A 19,657-nucleotide genomic window follows, 5' to 3' on the forward strand; every position below is an offset into this window, starting at 1 on the left:
ATAAGTGAGTAAGAGAAAACCAACGAGAAACAATCGTAACAATAAAGGTCGTGGCAAAAAACAAAGCCAGGACACATTTAAACCAAAAGATATCGTAGTAAAAGAGTTTGACTATACAGAAGGAGTTTCTGTTAAAGATTTATCAGAACTTATCAACAAGAGTCCTGCTGATATTATCAAATTGCTTTTCATGATGGGTACAATGGTAACCATTAATACATCTCTTGATGATGATACTGTTGAACTTATTGCAATGGAGTACGATATGACTCCAACTAAAGTTGAAGCTGTCGATGCTTTAACACTTGAAGATACAATCGAAGATGATCCTGCAATGTTGCAAGAACGTCCACCAATTGTAACAATCATGGGTCACGTAGACCATGGGAAAACGACAACTCTTGACACAATCCGTAATGCTAAAGTTGTTGATGGTGAGTTTGGTGGTATCACGCAACATATTGGTGCTTACCAAATCGAACATAACGGTCGTAAAATTACATTCTTAGATACACCAGGTCACGAGGCCTTTACAGCAATGCGTGCTCGTGGTGCCAGTGTAACAGATATCGTAGTAGTAGTTGTTGCTGCAGATGATGGGGTTATGCCTCAAACACGTGAAGCGGTTGACCATGCTAAAGCGGCGGGTGCACCACTTATTGTAGCAATCAATAAAATTGATAAACCAGAACAAAATATTGATCGTATTTACTCTGAGTTCACTGATTTAGGTGTTACACCTGAAGAGTGGGGTGGAGAAACAGTCTTTGCGAAAATTTCCGCGAAAACTGGAGAAGGAATCGATGACCTTCTTGAAACAATTTTAGTTGCAACTGAACTTGAAGAATTAAGAGCGAATCCTAACCGTCTTGCATTCGGTAGCGTCATTGAGGCGAAACTTGATAAGAGTCGTGGGCCAGTCGCAACATTACTAATTCAAAAAGGAACACTTCGTCAAGGAGATCCGGTCGTTGTTGGTACAACATATGGTCGTGTCCGTAAAATGGTTGATAGCCGTGGACGTGAGCTTCAAGAAGCAGTTCCATCAATGCCAGTCGAAATTATTGGATTGAATGAAGTGCCAATTGCTGGAGATTTATTCCGAGCATTTAAAGAAGAAAAAGAATCACGTGCTGTTGCTCAAAAACGTAATAATGCACGTATTGAAAAAGATCGTAATCAATCAAGTGCACTGAGCCTTGATGATTTATCAGATCAAATTGAATCCGGCGATATTAAAGACATCAACGTAATTCTTAAAGCTGACGTACAAGGTTCTGCTGAAGCTGTTAAAGCTGCATTAGAACGTGTAGAAGTTGGAGATGGAAAAGAAGTTGCTGTTAAAGTTATTCGTTCCACTGTTGGTGGAATTACCGAAAGTGATATTATGCTTGCTTCGGCATCAAATGCTATTATCATTGGATTTAACATTCGTCCAACTGCAGCAATCCGTAAAAAAGCGGATGATGAAGGTATTGAAATTCGACTTTACAACATTATCTATAAAGCTGTAGAAGATATGGAACATGCCATGAAAGGAATGCTTGCACCTGTCTTTAAAGAAGTTATTCATGGTCAAGCAGAAGTTCGTGAGTTGTACCACGTATCTAAAGTCGGTACTATTGCTGGATGTATGGTTACAGACGGTAAAATGGTTAAAGAATCCGGAATTCGCCTCATGCGCGACGGTGTTGTTGTCTATGAAGGACGTATGGCAACATTGAAACGATTCCAAAATGAAGCAAAAGAAGTTGCTGCTGGTTACGAGTGTGGTATCACAATCGAGAACTTTAATGATATCAAAATGGGAGACGTTATCGAATCCTACGGTGAAGTTGAAGTAGAACAGAGGTAATTACTATGTCAGTTAAAAAAGAACGTATTGAATCAATTATTAAACGTGAACTTGCACCTTTAATTGTAAATCGTCTAAACGATCCAAGCTTGTCGTTTGTAAGTATTACAGATGTTGAAGTAACAAATGATTTCTCATTTGCTACAATCTATGTCAGTTTCTTACAAGATAAAGATAAGAAAAAGGGAATGGAAGCATTACGTCGTGCGAAGGGAATCCTTCGCTCTGAAGTTGCAAAATCATTATCAATCCGTCGTACACCTGAGTTACTCTTTAAATTAGATGAATCAAGTGAACATGGAACACGAATTGATACAATCTTAGAATCACTTCGTAAAGACGAAGAATAAGAATGAGGAACCGATCGAAAGATGGGTTCCTTTTTTTAGTATCTTAATGATACAATCATAGTATATTTTGTAAAGGAATCTCACAATGCCAATTATTAAACAACTCGAAATTAAAAAAAATCGACGTGTTCTCATTACATCAGATATTCACGGAAATCTAGAACGGTTTAAGCAGTTGCTCCGACATGTTCAATTTAGTACTGATGATGTCTTGATAATTAATGGAGATTTAACCGAAAAGGGAGATGCATCTCTTGAAACTGTACGCTACACGTATGAACTATCGAAGACTCATGAAATTCATATTGTTCAAGGAAATTGTGAAACATTGCAATATCTAGACAATCCTGAGCACTTTGAAATGTTACGAAATTATATAAATAATCGACCACAGTCGCTAATTCATGAAATGTTAGTGGCCATCGGTGTTGCTATTACCCCACACATGGATATGCTAGCAGCGCGCACTTTACTACAATCACACTATCCAGAATATATCGATTTCTTGGGTGCATTGCCTAATATTATCGAAACAGATGCATTTACACTTGTTCATGCAGGTCTTGAGCAGAAGTCACTTACAGATCAGGATGTTGACTTAATTCAAACAATGCCATACTTCGGCTTGGTCGATACGGAATTTGATAAGCCTGTTATTGTAGGTCATTATCCCGTGTGTTTGTATCACAATCAAACGATCGATCATAAGCCAATCTTGGACGTCATAAAAAACATCTATTCCATAGATGGCGGTAATGTAATCAAAGATGATGGCCAATTAAACGTTCTCATCTATGAGCAGGGTCATTTTACAGTTGATTATGTCGATGGATTTGACTATTATTCCATCTTAAATCACCAAGATGGAAATAAAGGAACACATATATCGTGGATGGATCGTGAAATCGAAATATTGGATAAAAAGCCTGAGTTTATACGGGTAAAACAACGTAGTACTGGAAATGAAGCGTGGATTCATGAATCATTCGTTGATGAAGAAAAAAATGAAGTTATTGATGATGTCACAGATACAGTGCTTCAAGTGTCAAAACATGACTTATTTCACCCACTATTGAAAACATCGACAGGTTACTATGGAAAACATAATGGCGAAGTTGGATGGTATTTTGGTAACTTAGGAGGATTCTGTGAGACCCATTGATGTAGCAAAACAATTTAATATTAGCACATCGACTGTTCGGAAGTATGAAGATGAAGGATTGATTCCTCCGTCCATTCGAAGTGCAAACGGATATCGGAAGTATGAGCCAAAACACGTAGAGTATATGGCTTGTGTATTAGCGATGCAAGCTGGATTTAGTCGTAGCCAAATAATTCAAGTCATGGCGTGTATGATGGATGGCAAAGCAAATGAAGCACTCTTAATTTGTTCAAGACATCAATCCGAGTTAATTCGAGAATTATCACATGCTCAAAAGACCGTCAACATGTTTACATCTGGTGACATCTTTAGAGAATTGAAGTTAAAACGAAAACTATCGATTCAAGAAGTTTCTCAGCTGATTGATGTACCGGATACTACATTACGACACTGGGAAAAAGAGGGACTGGTTGTCCCATCACGGAATAAAGATAATAACTATCGAATGTATGATGCAAATCAAATTGCCCGTCTCTTGATTATTAAAACAATAAAGGCTGCTGTGTGGTCTTTGGAACATGTTCGTGAAGTATTGCGAGATTTTGACAACAAGCAACCGGAAGAAGCGTATAAAGTAGCGTTGGATGCTTTAAATTATTTATACAAAATGAATCTCTATCAACATCAAGGGATGCACGCACTGTATACATTGTGTTTATCTCAGGGAATCGTTGCACAACATTATCAACAGGACTATAGTTTCTTCCAAAACCTATAATTTAAACCTTAAAGTCCTTAAATAAACTTATTTGGCGATATCTAACTTAATTTACCATTAAGTTTGTTTCTTGCATTAATGTGCTATAGTTTTTATAGAAATGGAGATAGCCTATGGAACAACAATTAAAATTACGTGGTATGACCACAAACAATCTAAGGAATATTGATTTAGATATCCCCAAAAACAAGATAACTGTCTTTACGGGTGTATCAGGATCAGGAAAATCCTCAATCGTTTTCGATACAATCGCAAATGAGGCGACACGACAACTGAATCAAACTTACTCAACATTTATTCAAAACTTTCTTCCGAAAGTTGATAAACCATCCGTTGATAGCATTACAAATCTAAATCCAGCGATTATTATTGATCAAAAGCGAATCGGTGGAAATGCTCGTTCTACCTTAGGTACGATTACGGACATTAATGCGTTCCTACGAACTATCTTTTCAAGAATCGGGTTGCCTTCAGCGGGTACAGCATCTATGTTTTCTTTTAATGATCCGGCTGGTATGTGTGAATCATGCCAGGGCATTGGTAAACGAATTGAACCACGCGTTGACTTAATATTAGATATGACACGATTGCTAAATGATGGTGCGATCACATTTCCCGTGTTTGATCGGGAATCGTGGTATTTCCAAATTTATGAAGCTTCAGGATGGTTTGATCTTGATTTACCATTAAATCAATACGATGACGAAACGTTGGAATTACTGCTCTATGGAAGTAAACGCAAAGTGCAAATCATGGGACCTGGAGGTTCAAAACCAACGAATCTTGAATATGAAGGGATCCTAGCGAAGTTTCGTTCGATGTTTATTACCCGAGACTTAAGCGGACACTCCAAACGAACACAAGATATCGTTAACACGTATACCACACTACAAACCTGTACGAAATGTCAGGGAACACGCTATGCTCCTGCAATTCTTGATTGTAAAATTGGAGATTTAAATATTTTTGATGTGACGGATATGGAATTAACGGATTTAAAGGCTTTCTTGGAAGATATACACAATGTTGAGCCAGTAAAACCTATCGTGGAAGAAGCACTCAAACGCGTAAATCAACTCATACAGATGAGTTTAGAATACTTAACCTTAACCCGTGAAACGAGTACCTTATCTGGAGGGGAGTCGCAAAGGGTTAAGATGATGAAGCATTTAAGTAGCAGTTTGAATGGTCTTATCTATATTTTTGATGAGCCAAGTGTAGGATTGCATCCTCGTGATGTCGAAAATCTAAATGGTATGCTTTGTGATCTTCGCGACGCAGGGAATACGGTTATTATCGTCGAACACGATCGTGATGTTATTAAAGTTGCCGATCACCTCATTGATGTAGGGCCGCTGGCAGGTATTCATGGTGGTGAAATTATGTTTGAGGGGTCTTATGAAGGACTTCTTGCATCACAGACACTTACCGGGTTGCATTTACATGCACTGCCAGCGTTCAAAGACACTCTGCGTCCTAATACAGGATTCTATACAATTGAAAATGCCAAAACTAATAATCTTAAGAACGTAACTGTGTCGATACCTAAAAATGTTTTGACTGTTGTGACTGGAGTTGCCGGAAGTGGTAAGTCATCTTTAATTCATCAAGAATTTATGAGTCATTATCCAGAAGCGGTTGTAATCGATCAAAAACAACTCCATACAAGTTCTCGTTCTAATTTAATGACTTACACCGGTATTTTTGATAAGATTCGAACAGTTTTTGCGAAGGCAAACAATGTCGATAAGGCACTTTTTTCATTCAACTCCAAAGGAGCATGTCCCGAATGTAAGGGGCGAGGGGTTATTGTCACTGACTTGGCGTTTATGGAAGACGTAGAGACGATTTGTCATGTATGCGATGGCAATCGCTATATCCCAGAAGTTATCAATTATCGCTACAAAGGTCTTAATATTATTGAAGTGGGCGCATTAACCGTCGAAGAAGCAGTTGATTTCTTTGATGATAAAACAATTCGAAAGACATTGATTACGCTTGCTGAAGTGGGCGTACATTACTTATCGTTAGGACAACCGCTAGACACCATTTCTGGTGGAGAGGCGCAACGGATTAAATTGGCAAGTGAATTACACAAGCAAAGTGATTTGTATGTTTTAGACGAACCTACAACTGGATTGCATATGTCGGATATTGATACCTTTATGCGTATTATCGATCGCTTAGTCGATTCAGGCAGTACTGTAATAATAATTGAACATAATCTTGAAGTTATGCGGGTTGCAGATCATATCATTGATATGGGACCACAGGGTGGGAGTCAAGGTGGTCGAGTTGTCTTTGAAGGCGCACCACAAGATATCTTCGATGCACCAGAATCGCTTACTAAAAACTATATATAAAAAAACCGCTTCGACTGAGGCGGTTTTTTTTATGATCAGAGTTGATTAAAGCGATTTAAAAATTGTCGTACCCGTTCATGTTTTGGGTTATTGAAGAGTTCATCAGGAGAGCCTTCTTCTAGGATAATCCCTTGCTCCATAAATAGAATGCGATCGCTCACTTCTTTAGCGAAGGCCATTTCGTGTGTAACAATAAACATTGTGAAGCCTTCGTCTGCAAGATCTTTGACGACTTGCAAGACTTCGCCGACCATTTCTGGATCTAGTGCACTTGTAGGCTCGTCTAAGAGGAGAAATTCAGGTTTCATCGTTAGTGCTCGAGCAATTGCAACCCGTTGTTTCTGACCCCCTGAAAGGCGTTTAACAGAGGCGTCTTTGAAATTAAGCATCCCAACCCGCTCTAGATTCTTAAGCGCTTCTTGTTCGACGTCTTTTGGGTTTTCTTTCAACACACGTATTGGGCCAACCATGAGATTTTCAAGAACCGTCATGTTACTAAAAAGATTAAATGATTGGAAAATAATCCCAACTTGAGAACGGTATTTATTAACATCGATTTGAGGGTCATTAACTTCTAAGTCATTAAAGAAAACTTTACCTTCATCAAATTCTTCAAGGAGGTTAATACAGCGTAGAAGCGTCGATTTACCACTTCCACTTGATCCAATAACGGTCACAACTTCACCTTTTTTGATTTCAAGGTTTATGTCTTTAAGGACCAGTAAATCACCAAATGATTTACTCAGGTGTTCAATTTTTAGAAAAGCCATTATTCGTCTCCTTTCAATGTATCGAAGTTCGCTTTATGTGTTTGTGAGTTTGGGTAGTTTCCTTTAGGTGCATCCATATGCGTTTCGATTATTGATAATATCTTGGTTGATATTAGTGTTAACGATAAGTAAATCATGGATACGATAAAGAACGATTCCATTTGACGGTAGTAAATTCCGGAGATTCGATTCCCTTGGAAGAAAAGCTCTGCAACTAAGATAACGTTCAATACTGAAGAATCTTTAATATTAACAACAAATTCGTTTCCAATCGCTGGTAAAGCATTACGTAGCGCTTGTGGTAAGATAACGAAACGCAGTGTCTGGATTTCCGTCATCCCTAAAGCCCGTGCCGCTTCGTTTTGCCCGGGATCAATCGATTGAATTCCGGCACGAATGACTTCTGACATATACGATGACGTATTAACTGAAATAACGACAATCCCAGAAATAAGCGGTGATATTTCAATTCCAAGGGTACGGATTCCATAATAGAAGAGAATCCCTTGAACCATCATCGGTGTACCACGAAGATACTGAACATAGGCCGTGGTTACGATACTGTTTATATGTTTGATAAAACGTACAAACGCTTTATCTCTTTTGTTGATTTTGATTTGACGAAGCCCGGCAACAACCAACCCAATTGTAAGACCAAATGCAGTACCGCAGAGTGCAATTAAGAGTGTGGTGCCAAGTCCACTTAGGTACATGGGCCAGTAATTTTGAATTAAGAAGCCAACACCGGCAATAAATCCAGAAGGCATTTGCTCTTGTCCGGATGTATCTGATGAAGGTTGACGTAAAATTGCGTCATACATAATAGTATCCCGATCTTCGTCCGTCAGACTATTAAGAACGCGGTTGACGTCTTCCAATAATTCTGTGTTTTCTTTCGCAATTCCGATTGAAACTGTTACATCTTCTTCAGATACCGTAAATCCTTGATTTGCTTCAAACGCAACATATGTTAAGTCGGGATTACTATTGGTAATTGCTTGCGCAACCGGTTTTTCAGATACAAATGCATCGATTGCCTTTGATTTTACAGCTGTCGTTAAAAGCGGGAAAGATTCCATTGGCATCCCGTGGTTCACATCGGGAATCTGCGGAACTAGAGTATCGTGAAGCGTCCCAATTTGGGCTGCCACATGTTTCCCAGAAAAATCTTTAAGGGATTTGGCGCCGGCAAGGGGACTTGCTTTTGGCACCACGAGAACCATTTCACTTTTGTAATAGACATCAGTGAAGGCGATAGCTTGACGACGCTCTTCTGTGTTGCTCATACCAGCAATGACAAGATCCACATCACCGATACGAACGCCATCAACTAAACTAGAGAATACAGCATAGTTTTTAACTTTAAGCTCCATTCCAAGATCATCAGCTATTTTGCGAGCAATTTGAACATCATAGCCATCACAGTATGACCGACCGTCTGGCAACGGTTCTGAAAAATCAGTCTTTTGTGTTTGTGTCCAGTTGAATGGGGCATAATTACACTCCATTCCGACTGTTAATACATTATCCTTTGCTGCAAAAACAGCAGTTGTTGGTAATGATAGGATTACCATACATGCAAGAATTAGACTTGCGAATTTAAAGCGACGATGAAACATACTTTCCTCCATATATACAGAAAAAGACCCCATAGCTAGAGGTCCTTGTAATTTCGGATATCTAGCTCCACTTCCAGGTTTCTTGGAAGGAGTGTTACAGGTATTACCTGGAACCCCACGAATCTTGCTTGCAAATCAAAAGTCGTTCGGCGATGGTTGCCTTTCCATAGTGTCGCTGCCTGCCGGCTCGACTATGTACTCATCTGCATCGCTACCTCTATAAAATGTCTTTAACATCAATAATCGTATCACTGATCGCTAAAAAGTCAATGAAATGATGATTTCGTTTTGACTAATTGTTGAAAAAAGCTATAATTTATAAGGAAACGGGGCTTTTATGAACGGAATAATTTGTATTAACAAACCAGAAGCGATGACATCTTTTGATGTTGTTGCAAAAATACGTCGATACACACGTGCAAAAGTTGGACACAGTGGCACACTTGATCCAATGGCGACGGGTGTTTTAGTATTGGCATTAAATCAAGGAACAAAGGCGTTGCCCTACCTTGGAATTGAAGATAAAACCTATCATGCAAAGATAAAATTTGGGTTAAGGACTCATACTGGAGATATTTGGGGTGATACTGAGGAAGAAGGGGCTCTTGTACCTTATGATGAGGCCCAACTTAAGTCGGTAGTTACAGCTTTAATAGGGAAACAGAACCAACGCGTTCCCAAAGTATCGGCGAAGAAAATTGATGGGAAACGATCCTACGATTATATTTTAGAAGGCAAAGAGGTCAAGCAGTTATATGCTGATGTCGAAGTCTATGCAATTGATGTGCTTCATTTTGATGCAGAGGGCGTTGAATTTATAGCGCATGTATCGAGTGGCACGTATATCCGTACGCTATGTGAAGATATCGCAACCGGTTTAGGAATGATCGGGGCAATGTCTTACTTACAACGGACACAAGTTGGTCGCTTTACATTGGAAGATTGCATTGAATTGGATGCATTGGACACGTTGGTTGATAAATTGATACCTACAAAAGAAGCAATTCAGTTGCCAAAAATTGAAAATGAACGCATGATACACTTTGTTAAGAATGGAAAGATACTGAAATTGGACATCCCCGAGGACCGTGTACTCGTGGATGCAGGCGAGTATTACGCCGTCTATGAACGGATTGATGAAACGACGTTCAAATCAGTGAGAGGATTATGGTAATGAAACAAACAATAATTAAAGATCATATGACATTAAACACATTTGGTAATGAAATAGCAGCTACGATTGGATATTTTGATGGCCTTCATTTAGGACACCAAAGTTTAATCAATGAGACAATTCGAGTTGCGAAAGAACGTAACCTCGAATCAGCGATTATTACATTTGATCCAGATCCGTGGACCGTGGTCAATGATAAACACAAAGTAAATCATATAACACCTATGAAAGAAAAAGTCAGAGTCGCACAGTCGCTAGGGATTGACCATTTGATCATTATAAATTTTACGAAAGATACCTCGAAATTGTCACCGATGGAATTTATAGAGGCTTATTTGGTGTCAATGAATGTTCGTGCATTAATTGTAGGTGCTGATTTTAAATTTGGATTCCGAGGTCAAGGTAATGTGGCATTCTTAAAAGAACACGCCCATTATTTCTTCGATACATTGATTCATGAGCTAGATTTAACCAACGAAAAAAAGATTGGTACTACGATGATAACGCAAGCATTATTGCGTGGTGATGTCAAAACAGCATCTGAGCTATTGGGACGTGATTATGTTATCAGTGGGTTTGTCGTGGATGGCCGTAAACAAGGTCGTAAAATTGGGTTCCCAACGGCTAATATGGACATTGTCGACGAATATGTCATACCAGCTGAAGGTGTATATGCTGGCTTAGTTGAAGTGCAAGGTGAAATCTTTAAAGCAATGCTAAGTATTGGTCACAATCCAACCTTCAACAGTACAGAACGTTTGTCTGTTGAGACGCATATTCTGGACTTTGATCGTGATATCTATGGTGAACTCATCAAACATACGTTTGTTGAACATCTTCGTGGACAGGTCAAATTTGATTCTATTGAAGCACTTGTCGAACAGATGAAAGAAGACGAACGAAAAACACGAACTGTTTTAGCAGATAAATTGTAAAAATGACTCGTGGTTGTGCAACATTGTTGTTACAATCACGAGTTTTCTTAAAACTAAGAATCGTTTCCGGTTATCGCTTAATAAATGCCATACATTTACCTTAAAAAGATGGATTCTCAATTAAAATCTGTTACGCTTTAACAGAGGGGAATGATTATGACTGTAAGTAAACGAACCGCAGTTGCGAATTTTAAAAGAGATCTCATTGATGCCGTAACTACAAGTGTAAAAACACTGTTAGATTCGGAAATCGATATTATTTTTAACGCACTCGCATTGGAGGCAAATCTTGAGACACTGGAAATTACAGTGTCGATGAACACGGAGTTTGATTTTCATCGGAAACGACGCTACTATGAACGAAATAGTGAGGAAACGGTCTCAATTGTTGATTTGCGATATTCAATTCGAGACTGGAACTATCAGGCAATTGCAGTTATTCAACCGATGCCCGACAATCTTTATGAAGCATATTATGCAAAGAAACCCGAAAGCTACTTGGAATTGCTTACGAATACCTTGTTAGAATTTGAAGAATCTGAGTGTTTCATAAAGATTCCAAAAGATTCGACATTCCTCACGCTTGCGATGGGAACAGAAGAAACAATTGATGCTTCATTTATGCGTTATGCAGCACTAAAAACTAAACGAGAAGCTCGGCTTAATATCTAAATTTCGAGAAAGCACAGATGTGCTTTTTTTGTTGAAGACGCTACGAAAATGTCGAAATCTCTAGAAAGAGAAAGAGACACCAAATAATTAATCGACTGCCTTTTGTTTCTTAAATATTTCTGTTATAATAGCCGTAGTAGGTGATAAATATGGCAAATGAATATGTATTAATTCAAGAAAAAAATGACGGATTTGGTCAAATTGCAGTATCAAATAACGTTTTTAATCACATTGTTGCAATTACAGTTGCTGAAAACAAACACATCTTCTTCGAAGATGGTACAGGAAAAAAATCACTTTCTGTAAGCAATGCGAATGGACACGTTAATATTGATGTCAAAGTCCGAGTTCAGTACGGTCAAGATGTCGAACGCGTAGTTCGAGCATTACAAGATGAATTACGTCGTAACATTGAAATGATGGTTGACTTCAGCAGTGTTACAATCAACGTTAATGTCGTCGGATTTAAGTTTAATTAAGAAGCAGATATCTGCTTCTTTTAGTGTGGAGGTTTTATGACGAAGAGTCGTAGTGTTGAGAGACAAGATGCAATGCGTGCAGTGTATATTCACTTAGTACGTGATCAAGCAATCGAGGAAGTATTGGAAGATAACGCCTTTATTTCAAATGTAAGTGACTTTATTCCCAAATTTGAGTTTGGTGAAGAAATGCTTGAAGTCATTCATCGTGCTGTTGCACGAAAAGAGATTTATGGCTTAGCTTTAAATCAATACTTAAATAACTGGAAGTTTGATCGTCTTGGTTATATCGAACAAGCGATTATGCTTATTGCTGCAGCTGAGTTAGAACTCGGAATTCAAGCAAAAGTTGTTGTCTTAGATGAGGCTGTGCGTTTAGCGAAAGAATTTGCAGACCAAGACTCATACAAATTTATAAACGGAGTATTAGACGCAATATGATGCCAAAAGAGAAGGTCATTACGGTTTCAGAATTTGTTAATGAACTCAAAGGTGTTATTCAGAAACATCCGTCTTTTAAGAATGTCGCATTGGTAGGAGAGCTTTCAAACTTTAAAGCTCACCACAGTGGGCATTTTTATTTTTCTCTGAAGGATGCAAAAAGTAGGGTTTCGTGTGTTATGTTTCGCAGCAAATCTAGTATGGTTAAATTTAAACCTAAAGATGGGGATAAAGTTGTCATCCACGGATCTATTGATGTCTTTGAGTCGACAGGATCTGTCCAAATCTATGTCGAATGCATGAACTTGGATGGGCTGGGTGATTTATTCATTCAGTTTGAAGCTTTGAAGAAAGAGTACTTGGAGAAGGGGTATTTTGCTGTAGAGCATAAAAAACCGATACCGAAGTACCCGCATTATCTTGGGGTTATCGTTGGTGAAGGAAGTGCTGCTGCCGCGGATATTGCACGAACACTACATGAACGATGGCCTGTTGCTCAGGTTCATGTTCTTTATGCGTTTGTTCAAGGAGAATATGCGGTGGACAGTATCGTTAAGCAAATTGCTTATGCAAACACCCTAAATCTCGACACTATAATTCTTGCTCGTGGCGGTGGATCAATAGAAGATTTGTGGTCATTTAATGAACCCAAAGTATTGGAGGCTGTCTATAACTCGAAAACACCGATTATTTCAGGAGTAGGGCATGAAAGTGATGTCACCTTGGTTGATTATGTTTCAGACTATCGGGCTGCGACACCGACCGCTGCTGCAGTTCATGCAACACCCAATACTAAAGATTTACTCGAAAATTTACGAGATTATAAAAATGCATACTATAAGTCTGTTCGCAATAAATTAAGACAAAACCAACAAGGTTATCAAACGATTATGTCACAACGCTATTTGCAAGACCCTTTACGTTTTATTGAAATGAAACAACAATACTTGGATTATCATCAAAACAAAGTGACACATCAAATTTACCGATTTGATACGATTAAACAAACACTTCAACAACAAATCCATGGTTATGAGAAAATGTTAAATCTTAAATTTCAAGAAAGTAAAGGACACATAAAGACATTCGAGAGTGAATTCTACTACAACGTCGAACAACGCATTCGACAGGAAGATGTCCGCCGAAAACAATTTGATCAAAGTTTGATGTTTTCAGTTAGTGGAATTCAACGTAAAATACCACAATTTTACACAATCACAGAAGAGACTGATGTGGCTTTAAAACGGCGTATTGAACGATTAATCAACTTGAAAGCCAGTCAGTTTGGCGATATAATAAAAACAATAAGCAACAATAATCCGGTTGCGAAATTAGAAACAATTTATGCAAAAGGATTTGCTCGTGTAAGCATGGATTCAGAACCCATTACATCCATAAAGAATGTGGAGGAAGGGGATGCATTAACCATCGCTGTAAAAGATGGTGTAATTCAGGCGACAGTGAGTGGAAAGGACCCAGTATGAGTGAAACGTTTAATTTTGAAGCAGCAATGAAACGATTGGCAGAGATTGCAACTTTGCTTGAAAAAGACGATTTGTCATTAGACAATGCCATCGCACTGTTTGATGAAGGGTTACAATTATCAAAACAGTGTCAGACCCGCTTAACCCAATACGAAACAACAGTTAAAGAGCTTGTTCAGAAGCACCAAGGAGAATAACATGAATTTAATGATCGAAAGCCGTTTACGAGAGCTAGTCCAAGAATATGGAAATACGACAGTTCAAGATGCAATGTCCTACTCACTGCTGAGTGGGGGTAAGCGCGTTCGACCACGCCTTTTGTTGAGTCTACTTGCTGATTATGGTGTTGATTTATATCAAGGATTAAATCAGGCATGTGCTCTTGAAATGATTCATACGTACTCGCTTGTACATGATGACTTACCAGCTATGGATAACGATGATTTCCGCCGTTTTAAACCAACGAATCATAAAGTATACGGTGAAGGAATGGCAATTCTTGCAGGAGATGGTTTGCTCACTGCAGCCTTTACGACACTTGCCAAAGCAGATACCGTCAGCGCCGCGACTCAAATGAAAACTGTTGAAATTTTAGCTCGTAATGCCGGTGCACACGGCATGATTTTAGGACAAGAGCTTGATATTGTTGATAACATTGGTTCCGTCGAAGCACTTATCCAATGCTATGAAATGAAAACAGGATGTTTGTTTGCTGCTGCTTTAGAAATGGCAGTTGTTATTGCAGGGAAAGATGACTTGCAAGATACTGCGCGTACCCTGGGTTTGAAACTTGGCGTCGCATTTCAATATCAGGATGATATTTTAGAAGTAACGAAGACAAGTGACGAAATTGGGAAGAGCCATCTTAGCGATGGTGAACGTGAAAAGAGTACTATTGTAACGTTATTAGGCTTAAAACGTGCTCAAAACGCAACAGAAGGCCTATTTAAAGAAATCAAAGTGCTGTTGGATCGTCTTGATTTAAATGGCACAGAACTACAAAAACTCATTGAAGAAATGATCGCACGCGATCTTTAGGAGACAGTCTTGTTTAATCAATTTAAGAATTCGAATGCAATTCGTGATCTTAAACCAGCAGAGCTTGATGCACTAACTGATGAAATCGCAACATTTTTAGCTCAAGAGACACGATTTGATGTCGAAACAATCATAAAAAATATCAATGTCCTCGAGACAACACTTGCTTTGCATAAGGTATTTGACCTAAACAAAGATCGTGTTGTTTTTGATGGTGGGCAACAAGTTATGACCCATAAAATTTTGACGGGTCGTGCACAGGATCTTGCGTTGCGTACCAACATTCCATTAACGTTGGACGCTACCAATCCTTTTGACGCATATACAGGCGGTGATATTGGAGAGGGACTTGGTGTCGGACTTGCATATGCACTAGATGCTCCACAAAACCATACAATCGTTGTAATCGATGACCATGCACTAAATTATGGACTAACCTATGAAACGTTGGTTCAAATAAGTAAAGAAAAACCGAATATCATTATTGTGATGATTGATGAACAACAATCGTTACTGCGTCACTATACGTCAATGAATACATTCGTAAAAAGTATTCGAATTAGTAAAACATATACCGGTTTAAAGAAAGATATGAAGACTGTTTTGGATTCCAATCCAATTTCACGTCCTATTTTAAACACGTTGGTACGCGTTCGAGATGCCTTGAAAGAGACGGTTCTTGAACCTACAATCTTTACGCAATTTGGAATTGATTATCATGGTCCAATTGATGGACAAAACATCAGTGATTTAGTTCGTGTTTTTGAGATGGCGAAAACAATGAAAGGTCCAAATCTTATTCATGTTCAAACGCGCCTTCGTAAAAAACAACGTCGCAAGTTAGAATTTCCCAATTTTAAACTGGATGATGCAACACCAGACAATTATAAAACCTATCATGAGATTTTTGACTCTACGCTTGTAGGGATTCGCGATCCTAAATTGATGCTGCTTGTAGACGCACTTAATTTTGGAGATTACTTTAGTGAATTCGCTGAAGCATACCCAAACAATTATGTCGTGACATCTGGTAGCACTGAATCATTAGTTACAATGGCTGCTGGATATGTTCGGATGGGATATCGTGTCGTAGTAGCACTATCCTCACAACGTGTGTTAGAGGTACAAAGTCACATCAACAATCAATTCAAACTTTCCGAATTACCGTTGACACTCCTTATTCGCAGTACGGGACTAAATTCAACAGGTAACCGTTTTGAGCAAGGGGTTTATGATATTGGTGCTTTAGAACACCTCGCAAACGTTTATATGCCTAAAGACCTTAACGAGGCCAGTGGTTTGTTGAACAAAATTTTACAAAAACCAGGAATTAATGCGATTCGATATCAAAATGATGCAGAAAAACACATGCCACAATTGCTTGATTTGGATGCCATTTGGGAAATAGCACACCCTTTTGATGTTTCTAGTGAAGGGGTCATCTTAACATTTGGAACCTCGATTCAAGATTTTATCAAAAAAATAGAAGCAAACGCACTAAATGTTGGTGTAGTAAATACACGAAATTTATCAAGTGTTGATTCCGAATTGCTTCAAAAAATTGCGGAGTTTCATCACAAAATTCTTATTTATAATATAGAAGATATTCACAACGAGTTATACTATCACATTTTACGTCACTGCTATGAACAAAAACTTGATTTAGAAATTCATTGTGTTGATTTAAGAGGTCTCGAGCTAACAGCTGGATCTAAAGAACTTAAACGTGCACATCATTTACATATTGATGATGCAATTCGATTACTAATAGAAGGGAAATAACTATGCTCCAACATCTTGCTATTAAAAATTATATCCTCATTCAAGATATCTCCGTAGACTTATCTGATAATTTCAACGTGTTTACTGGTGAAACTGGATCAGGAAAATCCATGCTTGTCGATGCTTTGAATTTTGCATTTGGACAGCGAAGCAGTGCAAGTATTGTTGGAAAGTATGATGATGTTTCTCGTGTAGAAATGATTTTTACAGTCGCTGATAATCATCCAGTAATTCCTTATCTTGAGGAAATAGGGTTTGATGTCGACCCTAGCGATCCAATCATCATTTCCCGTGATATGAATCGTGATGGGAAGAGTAATGCTCGTATCAATCACCGAATTGTAACAGCTTCACTATTACGTGAATTAGCAGGATACCTCATTGATATTCACTCTCAACATGAAACTCAAAGTTTGCTTAATAGTAAACAACACTTAAACCTACTTGATCGATTTGCATCAATACAAGAGGCTCTTGAAACATATTCTCATCTGTATCAAACGTATAAAGAAGCACAACGAGATTTAGAAACGTTTGAATCCAGTGATATTTCGCCGGACGAGATTGAGCGTGCTGAAGCAATGTTACGTGAACTGGAGAAATTCAAACCAAGTGTCGATGACTATACAAGTTTGACTGAAAACCTTGAAACGATGTCAAATTTCGAACGATACCAAACTATTTATAGTGATATGCTTGAGATATTCAAGCAAAATGATGCACTTGCGCGTCTTTATGATGGTTTATCGTTATACGAAGAGCTTAATAACGATACACTGGGTGAAAAATATCGTGAAGCATATTTTCTACTCGAAGATGTCCGAGACACCGTCCAGGCACTTAGTCATGAACTGCAATTCGATGCATATGAATTTGATTCATATCAATCACGCATGTACCAGTATCAACAATACTTCCGTAAATTTGGCGATGTTGAGGGTATTTTAGCGGTTATGGAAACTTATGATGCATTGCTACATCGTGCAAAACACTTTGATGAAATCCGTGAAGACTTTCAGAACATCCGTGATGTTGCACTTGATGTAGCGACAGAATCAGCCAAGTCATTAAGTGTAAAGCGTCGCGATGCTGCAGTTGAACTGGAGAAGGCTGTGGAAGTTCAATTGCATGATCTGATGCTCGAACATGCGCGTTTTGAAGTCAAATTTTCAAGTGTAAACTTAAATCAAAATGGCCATGATAATGTACAATTCTATGTCAGTATGAATAAAGGTGAGGATTTAGCCCCACTCGACAAAGTCGCGAGTGGAGGGGAGTTGTCACGGCTGATGCTCGGTCTTAAAGTCATTTTCAGTCGTGTTCAACATATTGATACAATCGTCTTTGATGAAATCGATACTGGTGTTTCAGGACGTGTTGGAATGCGAATTGGACAAAAAATGAAGGACCTTTCAAAGGAAGCACAAGTACTGACAATTACTCACTTGAGCTCAGTGGCTGCACATGCGCACCAACATTACAAAATATCCAAATCTCAAGAAGATGAAGCTACCATGACATCTATTGATCAGCTAACACCTGAAGAGCAAGTGGAACAACTTGCATTAATCATGAGCGGATCTGTATCCAGCGCGTCACTGCTTGCAGCACAAGAATTATTAAAAGAAGGGCAATCGTTTTAATGGCTAATGTAATTTTTCATATTGATATCAATGCATTTTTTGCAAGTGCACATGTTATTACCGATCCATCCTTGATTGGAAAACCTGTTGTGGTTTGTTCGAATCACCGTGGATCTGTAATTACAACTGCTTCCTATGAAGCACGACAATTCGGAATTCAATCTGCAATGCCCTTAAGTCACGCAAAACGTTTATGCCAAGACTTAGTTGTAGTGGAGATTGATTTTGACTTGTACAATGACCTGTCCCGACGTTTTATGGATATAATACGGAGTTATTCTACAAAATTACAACAAGCAAGCATTGATGAGTGTTATGTTGATGTTAGCGATGTAATTAGGAACTATCCCAAACCATTGGATCTTGCAGTCGAAATTCAACAACGTGTTTTAAAAGAACTCAAATTACCGATTTCTATCGGTGTTGCCCCAAATAAATTTTTAGCAAAAATGGCGAGTGATATGCAGAAACCCAATGGTATTACTGTGCTGCGAATTCGTGAAATTGACAAGTTCTTGTGGCCATTGCCAATCAACGAGATGCATGGGATTGGAAAGAAAACTGTACCGAAGTTAATTGCTTATGGAATTCATACTATCAAGGATTTGGCGCAAACAGATCCAAATTCGATTCGCCACATACTCGGAAATAACGCACAAAGTTTTGTGGAAAAGGCAAATGGTCGCGATAATTCAAAGATCGAAACCGATACCTCTGCAAAGTCAGTCGGACAATCAAAAACTTTCACAACACCAATGGTCGACTTGGATGAAATTCAACATGCAATCCGTCATGAAATTGAACAGATGACACTACGCATGAAAAGCTATGATTTAGTAGGGAAAACACTAACGTTTGCAATTCGAATGGCTGATTACAAAACTGCTGCACGGTCCATAACCCTTGAAAACTATACAGATGACAGGCATTTAATTTATGAACGTGTGATGGACCTATATGAAGAATTCGATAGCATGGATGGTGTTACTTTCATATCCGTATCAATGTCAAACCTCGTAACGCTTGAAGACAAGATAGAACAACTCAATCTCTTTGATGATTTGAAAGAACCAACAATTAATGACATTATTTCCCGCTTGAACAAAGAACTAAATATTGATGCATTTAAACGAACCAGCACACTTATAAAGAAATAAAGGAGGTGGGATGAT

18 protein-coding genes are annotated in these 19,657 nt (G+C 38.5%); 16 read left to right on the top strand and 2 right to left on the bottom strand.

Annotation, left to right across the window (positions count from 1 at the left end; genetic code table 11):
- The first annotated feature begins 4 nt into the window (after positions 1-4).
- The 5 genes from infB (at position 5) to GVV19_RS05640 (ending at position 6,448) form a co-directional block, all read left to right on the top strand.
- Positions 5-1,855 carry a translation initiation factor IF-2 gene (infB, locus tag GVV19_RS05620; protein WP_159646165.1) on the top strand — a complete coding sequence of 617 codons (1,851 nt, stop codon included), beginning with the start codon at positions 5-7 and terminating at the stop codon, positions 1,853-1,855.
- 5 nt (positions 1,856-1,860) lie between these two features.
- Positions 1,861-2,205, top strand: coding sequence for a 30S ribosome-binding factor RbfA (gene rbfA / locus GVV19_RS05625; RefSeq protein ID WP_159636303.1), 345 nt, complete (start codon positions 1,861-1,863; stop codon positions 2,203-2,205).
- An 85-nt stretch (positions 2,206-2,290) separates the two neighbouring features.
- Positions 2,291-3,367 carry a metallophosphoesterase gene (locus GVV19_RS05630; RefSeq protein WP_159646168.1) on the top strand — a complete coding sequence of 359 codons (1,077 nt, stop codon included), beginning with the start codon at positions 2,291-2,293 and terminating at the stop codon, positions 3,365-3,367.
- A complete protein-coding gene (locus GVV19_RS05635) occupies positions 3,354-4,085 on the top strand; it encodes a MerR family transcriptional regulator (protein ID WP_159636299.1) in 732 nt (243 codons plus the stop codon). The genes GVV19_RS05630 and GVV19_RS05635 overlap by 14 nt, the downstream gene beginning before the upstream one ends.
- Before the next feature lie 113 nt (positions 4,086-4,198).
- Positions 4,199-6,448 carry an ATP-binding cassette domain-containing protein gene (locus GVV19_RS05640; protein ID WP_159646171.1) on the top strand — a complete coding sequence of 750 codons (2,250 nt, stop codon included), beginning with the start codon at positions 4,199-4,201 and terminating at the stop codon, positions 6,446-6,448.
- A gap of 35 nt (positions 6,449-6,483) precedes the next feature.
- On the opposite strand, the gene GVV19_RS05645 is transcribed toward GVV19_RS05640, so the two are convergent.
- Both GVV19_RS05645 and GVV19_RS05650 read right to left on the bottom strand, forming a co-directional pair.
- Entirely contained in the window at positions 6,484-7,218 is a 735-nt protein-coding gene (locus tag GVV19_RS05645) for an amino acid ABC transporter ATP-binding protein (RefSeq protein WP_159636295.1), read from the bottom strand.
- Entirely contained in the window at positions 7,218-8,837 is a 1,620-nt protein-coding gene (locus tag GVV19_RS05650; protein ID WP_236262328.1) for an ABC transporter substrate-binding protein/permease, read from the bottom strand. The genes GVV19_RS05645 and GVV19_RS05650 overlap by 1 nt, the downstream gene beginning before the upstream one ends.
- A 337-nt stretch (positions 8,838-9,174) precedes the next feature.
- Here GVV19_RS05650 and truB point away from each other — a divergent pair, with 337 nt between their 5' ends.
- The 11 genes from truB (at position 9,175) to dinB (ending at position 19,642) form a co-directional block, all read left to right on the top strand.
- The gene (truB, locus tag GVV19_RS05655) at positions 9,175-10,011 is read left to right on the top strand and encodes a tRNA pseudouridine(55) synthase TruB (RefSeq protein ID WP_159646174.1); all 837 of its coding nucleotides are present in this window, start codon (positions 9,175-9,177) and stop codon (positions 10,009-10,011) included.
- Positions 10,011-10,946, top strand: a complete 936-nt coding sequence (locus tag GVV19_RS05660) for a bifunctional riboflavin kinase/FAD synthetase (RefSeq protein WP_159636291.1) — start codon at positions 10,011-10,013, stop codon at positions 10,944-10,946. Before truB ends, GVV19_RS05660 begins: the two co-directional genes overlap by 1 nt.
- Positions 10,947-11,102: 156 nt before the next feature.
- Positions 11,103-11,618 carry a DUF4303 domain-containing protein gene (locus tag GVV19_RS05665; RefSeq protein WP_159636289.1) on the top strand — a complete coding sequence of 172 codons (516 nt, stop codon included), beginning with the start codon at positions 11,103-11,105 and terminating at the stop codon, positions 11,616-11,618.
- Between the two features lie 149 nt (positions 11,619-11,767).
- Complete coding sequence (locus tag GVV19_RS05670) at positions 11,768-12,097, top strand: Asp23/Gls24 family envelope stress response protein (protein ID WP_159636287.1); 330 nt, start codon at positions 11,768-11,770, stop codon at positions 12,095-12,097.
- Positions 12,098-12,133: 36 nt separating this feature from the next.
- Complete coding sequence (locus tag GVV19_RS05675) at positions 12,134-12,538, top strand: transcription antitermination protein NusB (protein ID WP_159636285.1); 405 nt, start codon at positions 12,134-12,136, stop codon at positions 12,536-12,538.
- Positions 12,538-14,022, top strand: a complete 1,485-nt coding sequence (gene xseA, locus GVV19_RS05680) for an exodeoxyribonuclease VII large subunit (protein WP_159646401.1) — start codon at positions 12,538-12,540, stop codon at positions 14,020-14,022. The genes GVV19_RS05675 and xseA overlap by 1 nt, the downstream gene beginning before the upstream one ends.
- Entirely contained in the window at positions 14,019-14,219 is a 201-nt protein-coding gene (gene xseB, locus GVV19_RS05685; protein ID WP_159636283.1) for an exodeoxyribonuclease VII small subunit, read from the top strand. The genes xseA and xseB overlap by 4 nt, the downstream gene beginning before the upstream one ends.
- Position 14,220: 1 nt before the next feature.
- Positions 14,221-15,060 carry a polyprenyl synthetase family protein gene (locus GVV19_RS05690; protein ID WP_159646177.1) on the top strand — a complete coding sequence of 280 codons (840 nt, stop codon included), beginning with the start codon at positions 14,221-14,223 and terminating at the stop codon, positions 15,058-15,060.
- 9 nt (positions 15,061-15,069) lie between these two features.
- On the top strand, positions 15,070-16,842 hold the full coding sequence (locus GVV19_RS05695; RefSeq protein WP_159646180.1) for a 1-deoxy-D-xylulose-5-phosphate synthase N-terminal domain-containing protein: 1,773 nt from the start codon (positions 15,070-15,072) through the stop codon (positions 16,840-16,842).
- Between the two features lie 2 nt (positions 16,843-16,844).
- Positions 16,845-18,485 (top strand): DNA repair protein RecN, encoded by a 1,641-nt coding sequence (gene recN / locus GVV19_RS05700; RefSeq protein ID WP_159646183.1) that lies wholly within the window; start codon positions 16,845-16,847, stop codon positions 18,483-18,485.
- The gene (gene dinB, locus GVV19_RS05705; RefSeq protein WP_159646186.1) at positions 18,485-19,642 is read left to right on the top strand and encodes a DNA polymerase IV; all 1,158 of its coding nucleotides are present in this window, start codon (positions 18,485-18,487) and stop codon (positions 19,640-19,642) included. Before recN ends, dinB begins: the two co-directional genes overlap by 1 nt.
- The last annotated feature ends 15 nt before the right edge of the window (positions 19,643-19,657 follow it).

Origin of the sequence: Erysipelothrix anatis (assembly GCF_009828745.1) — a bacterium.
In the GTDB taxonomy this organism is placed as follows: domain Bacteria; phylum Bacillota_I; class Bacilli_A; order Erysipelotrichales; family Erysipelotrichaceae; genus Erysipelothrix; species Erysipelothrix anatis.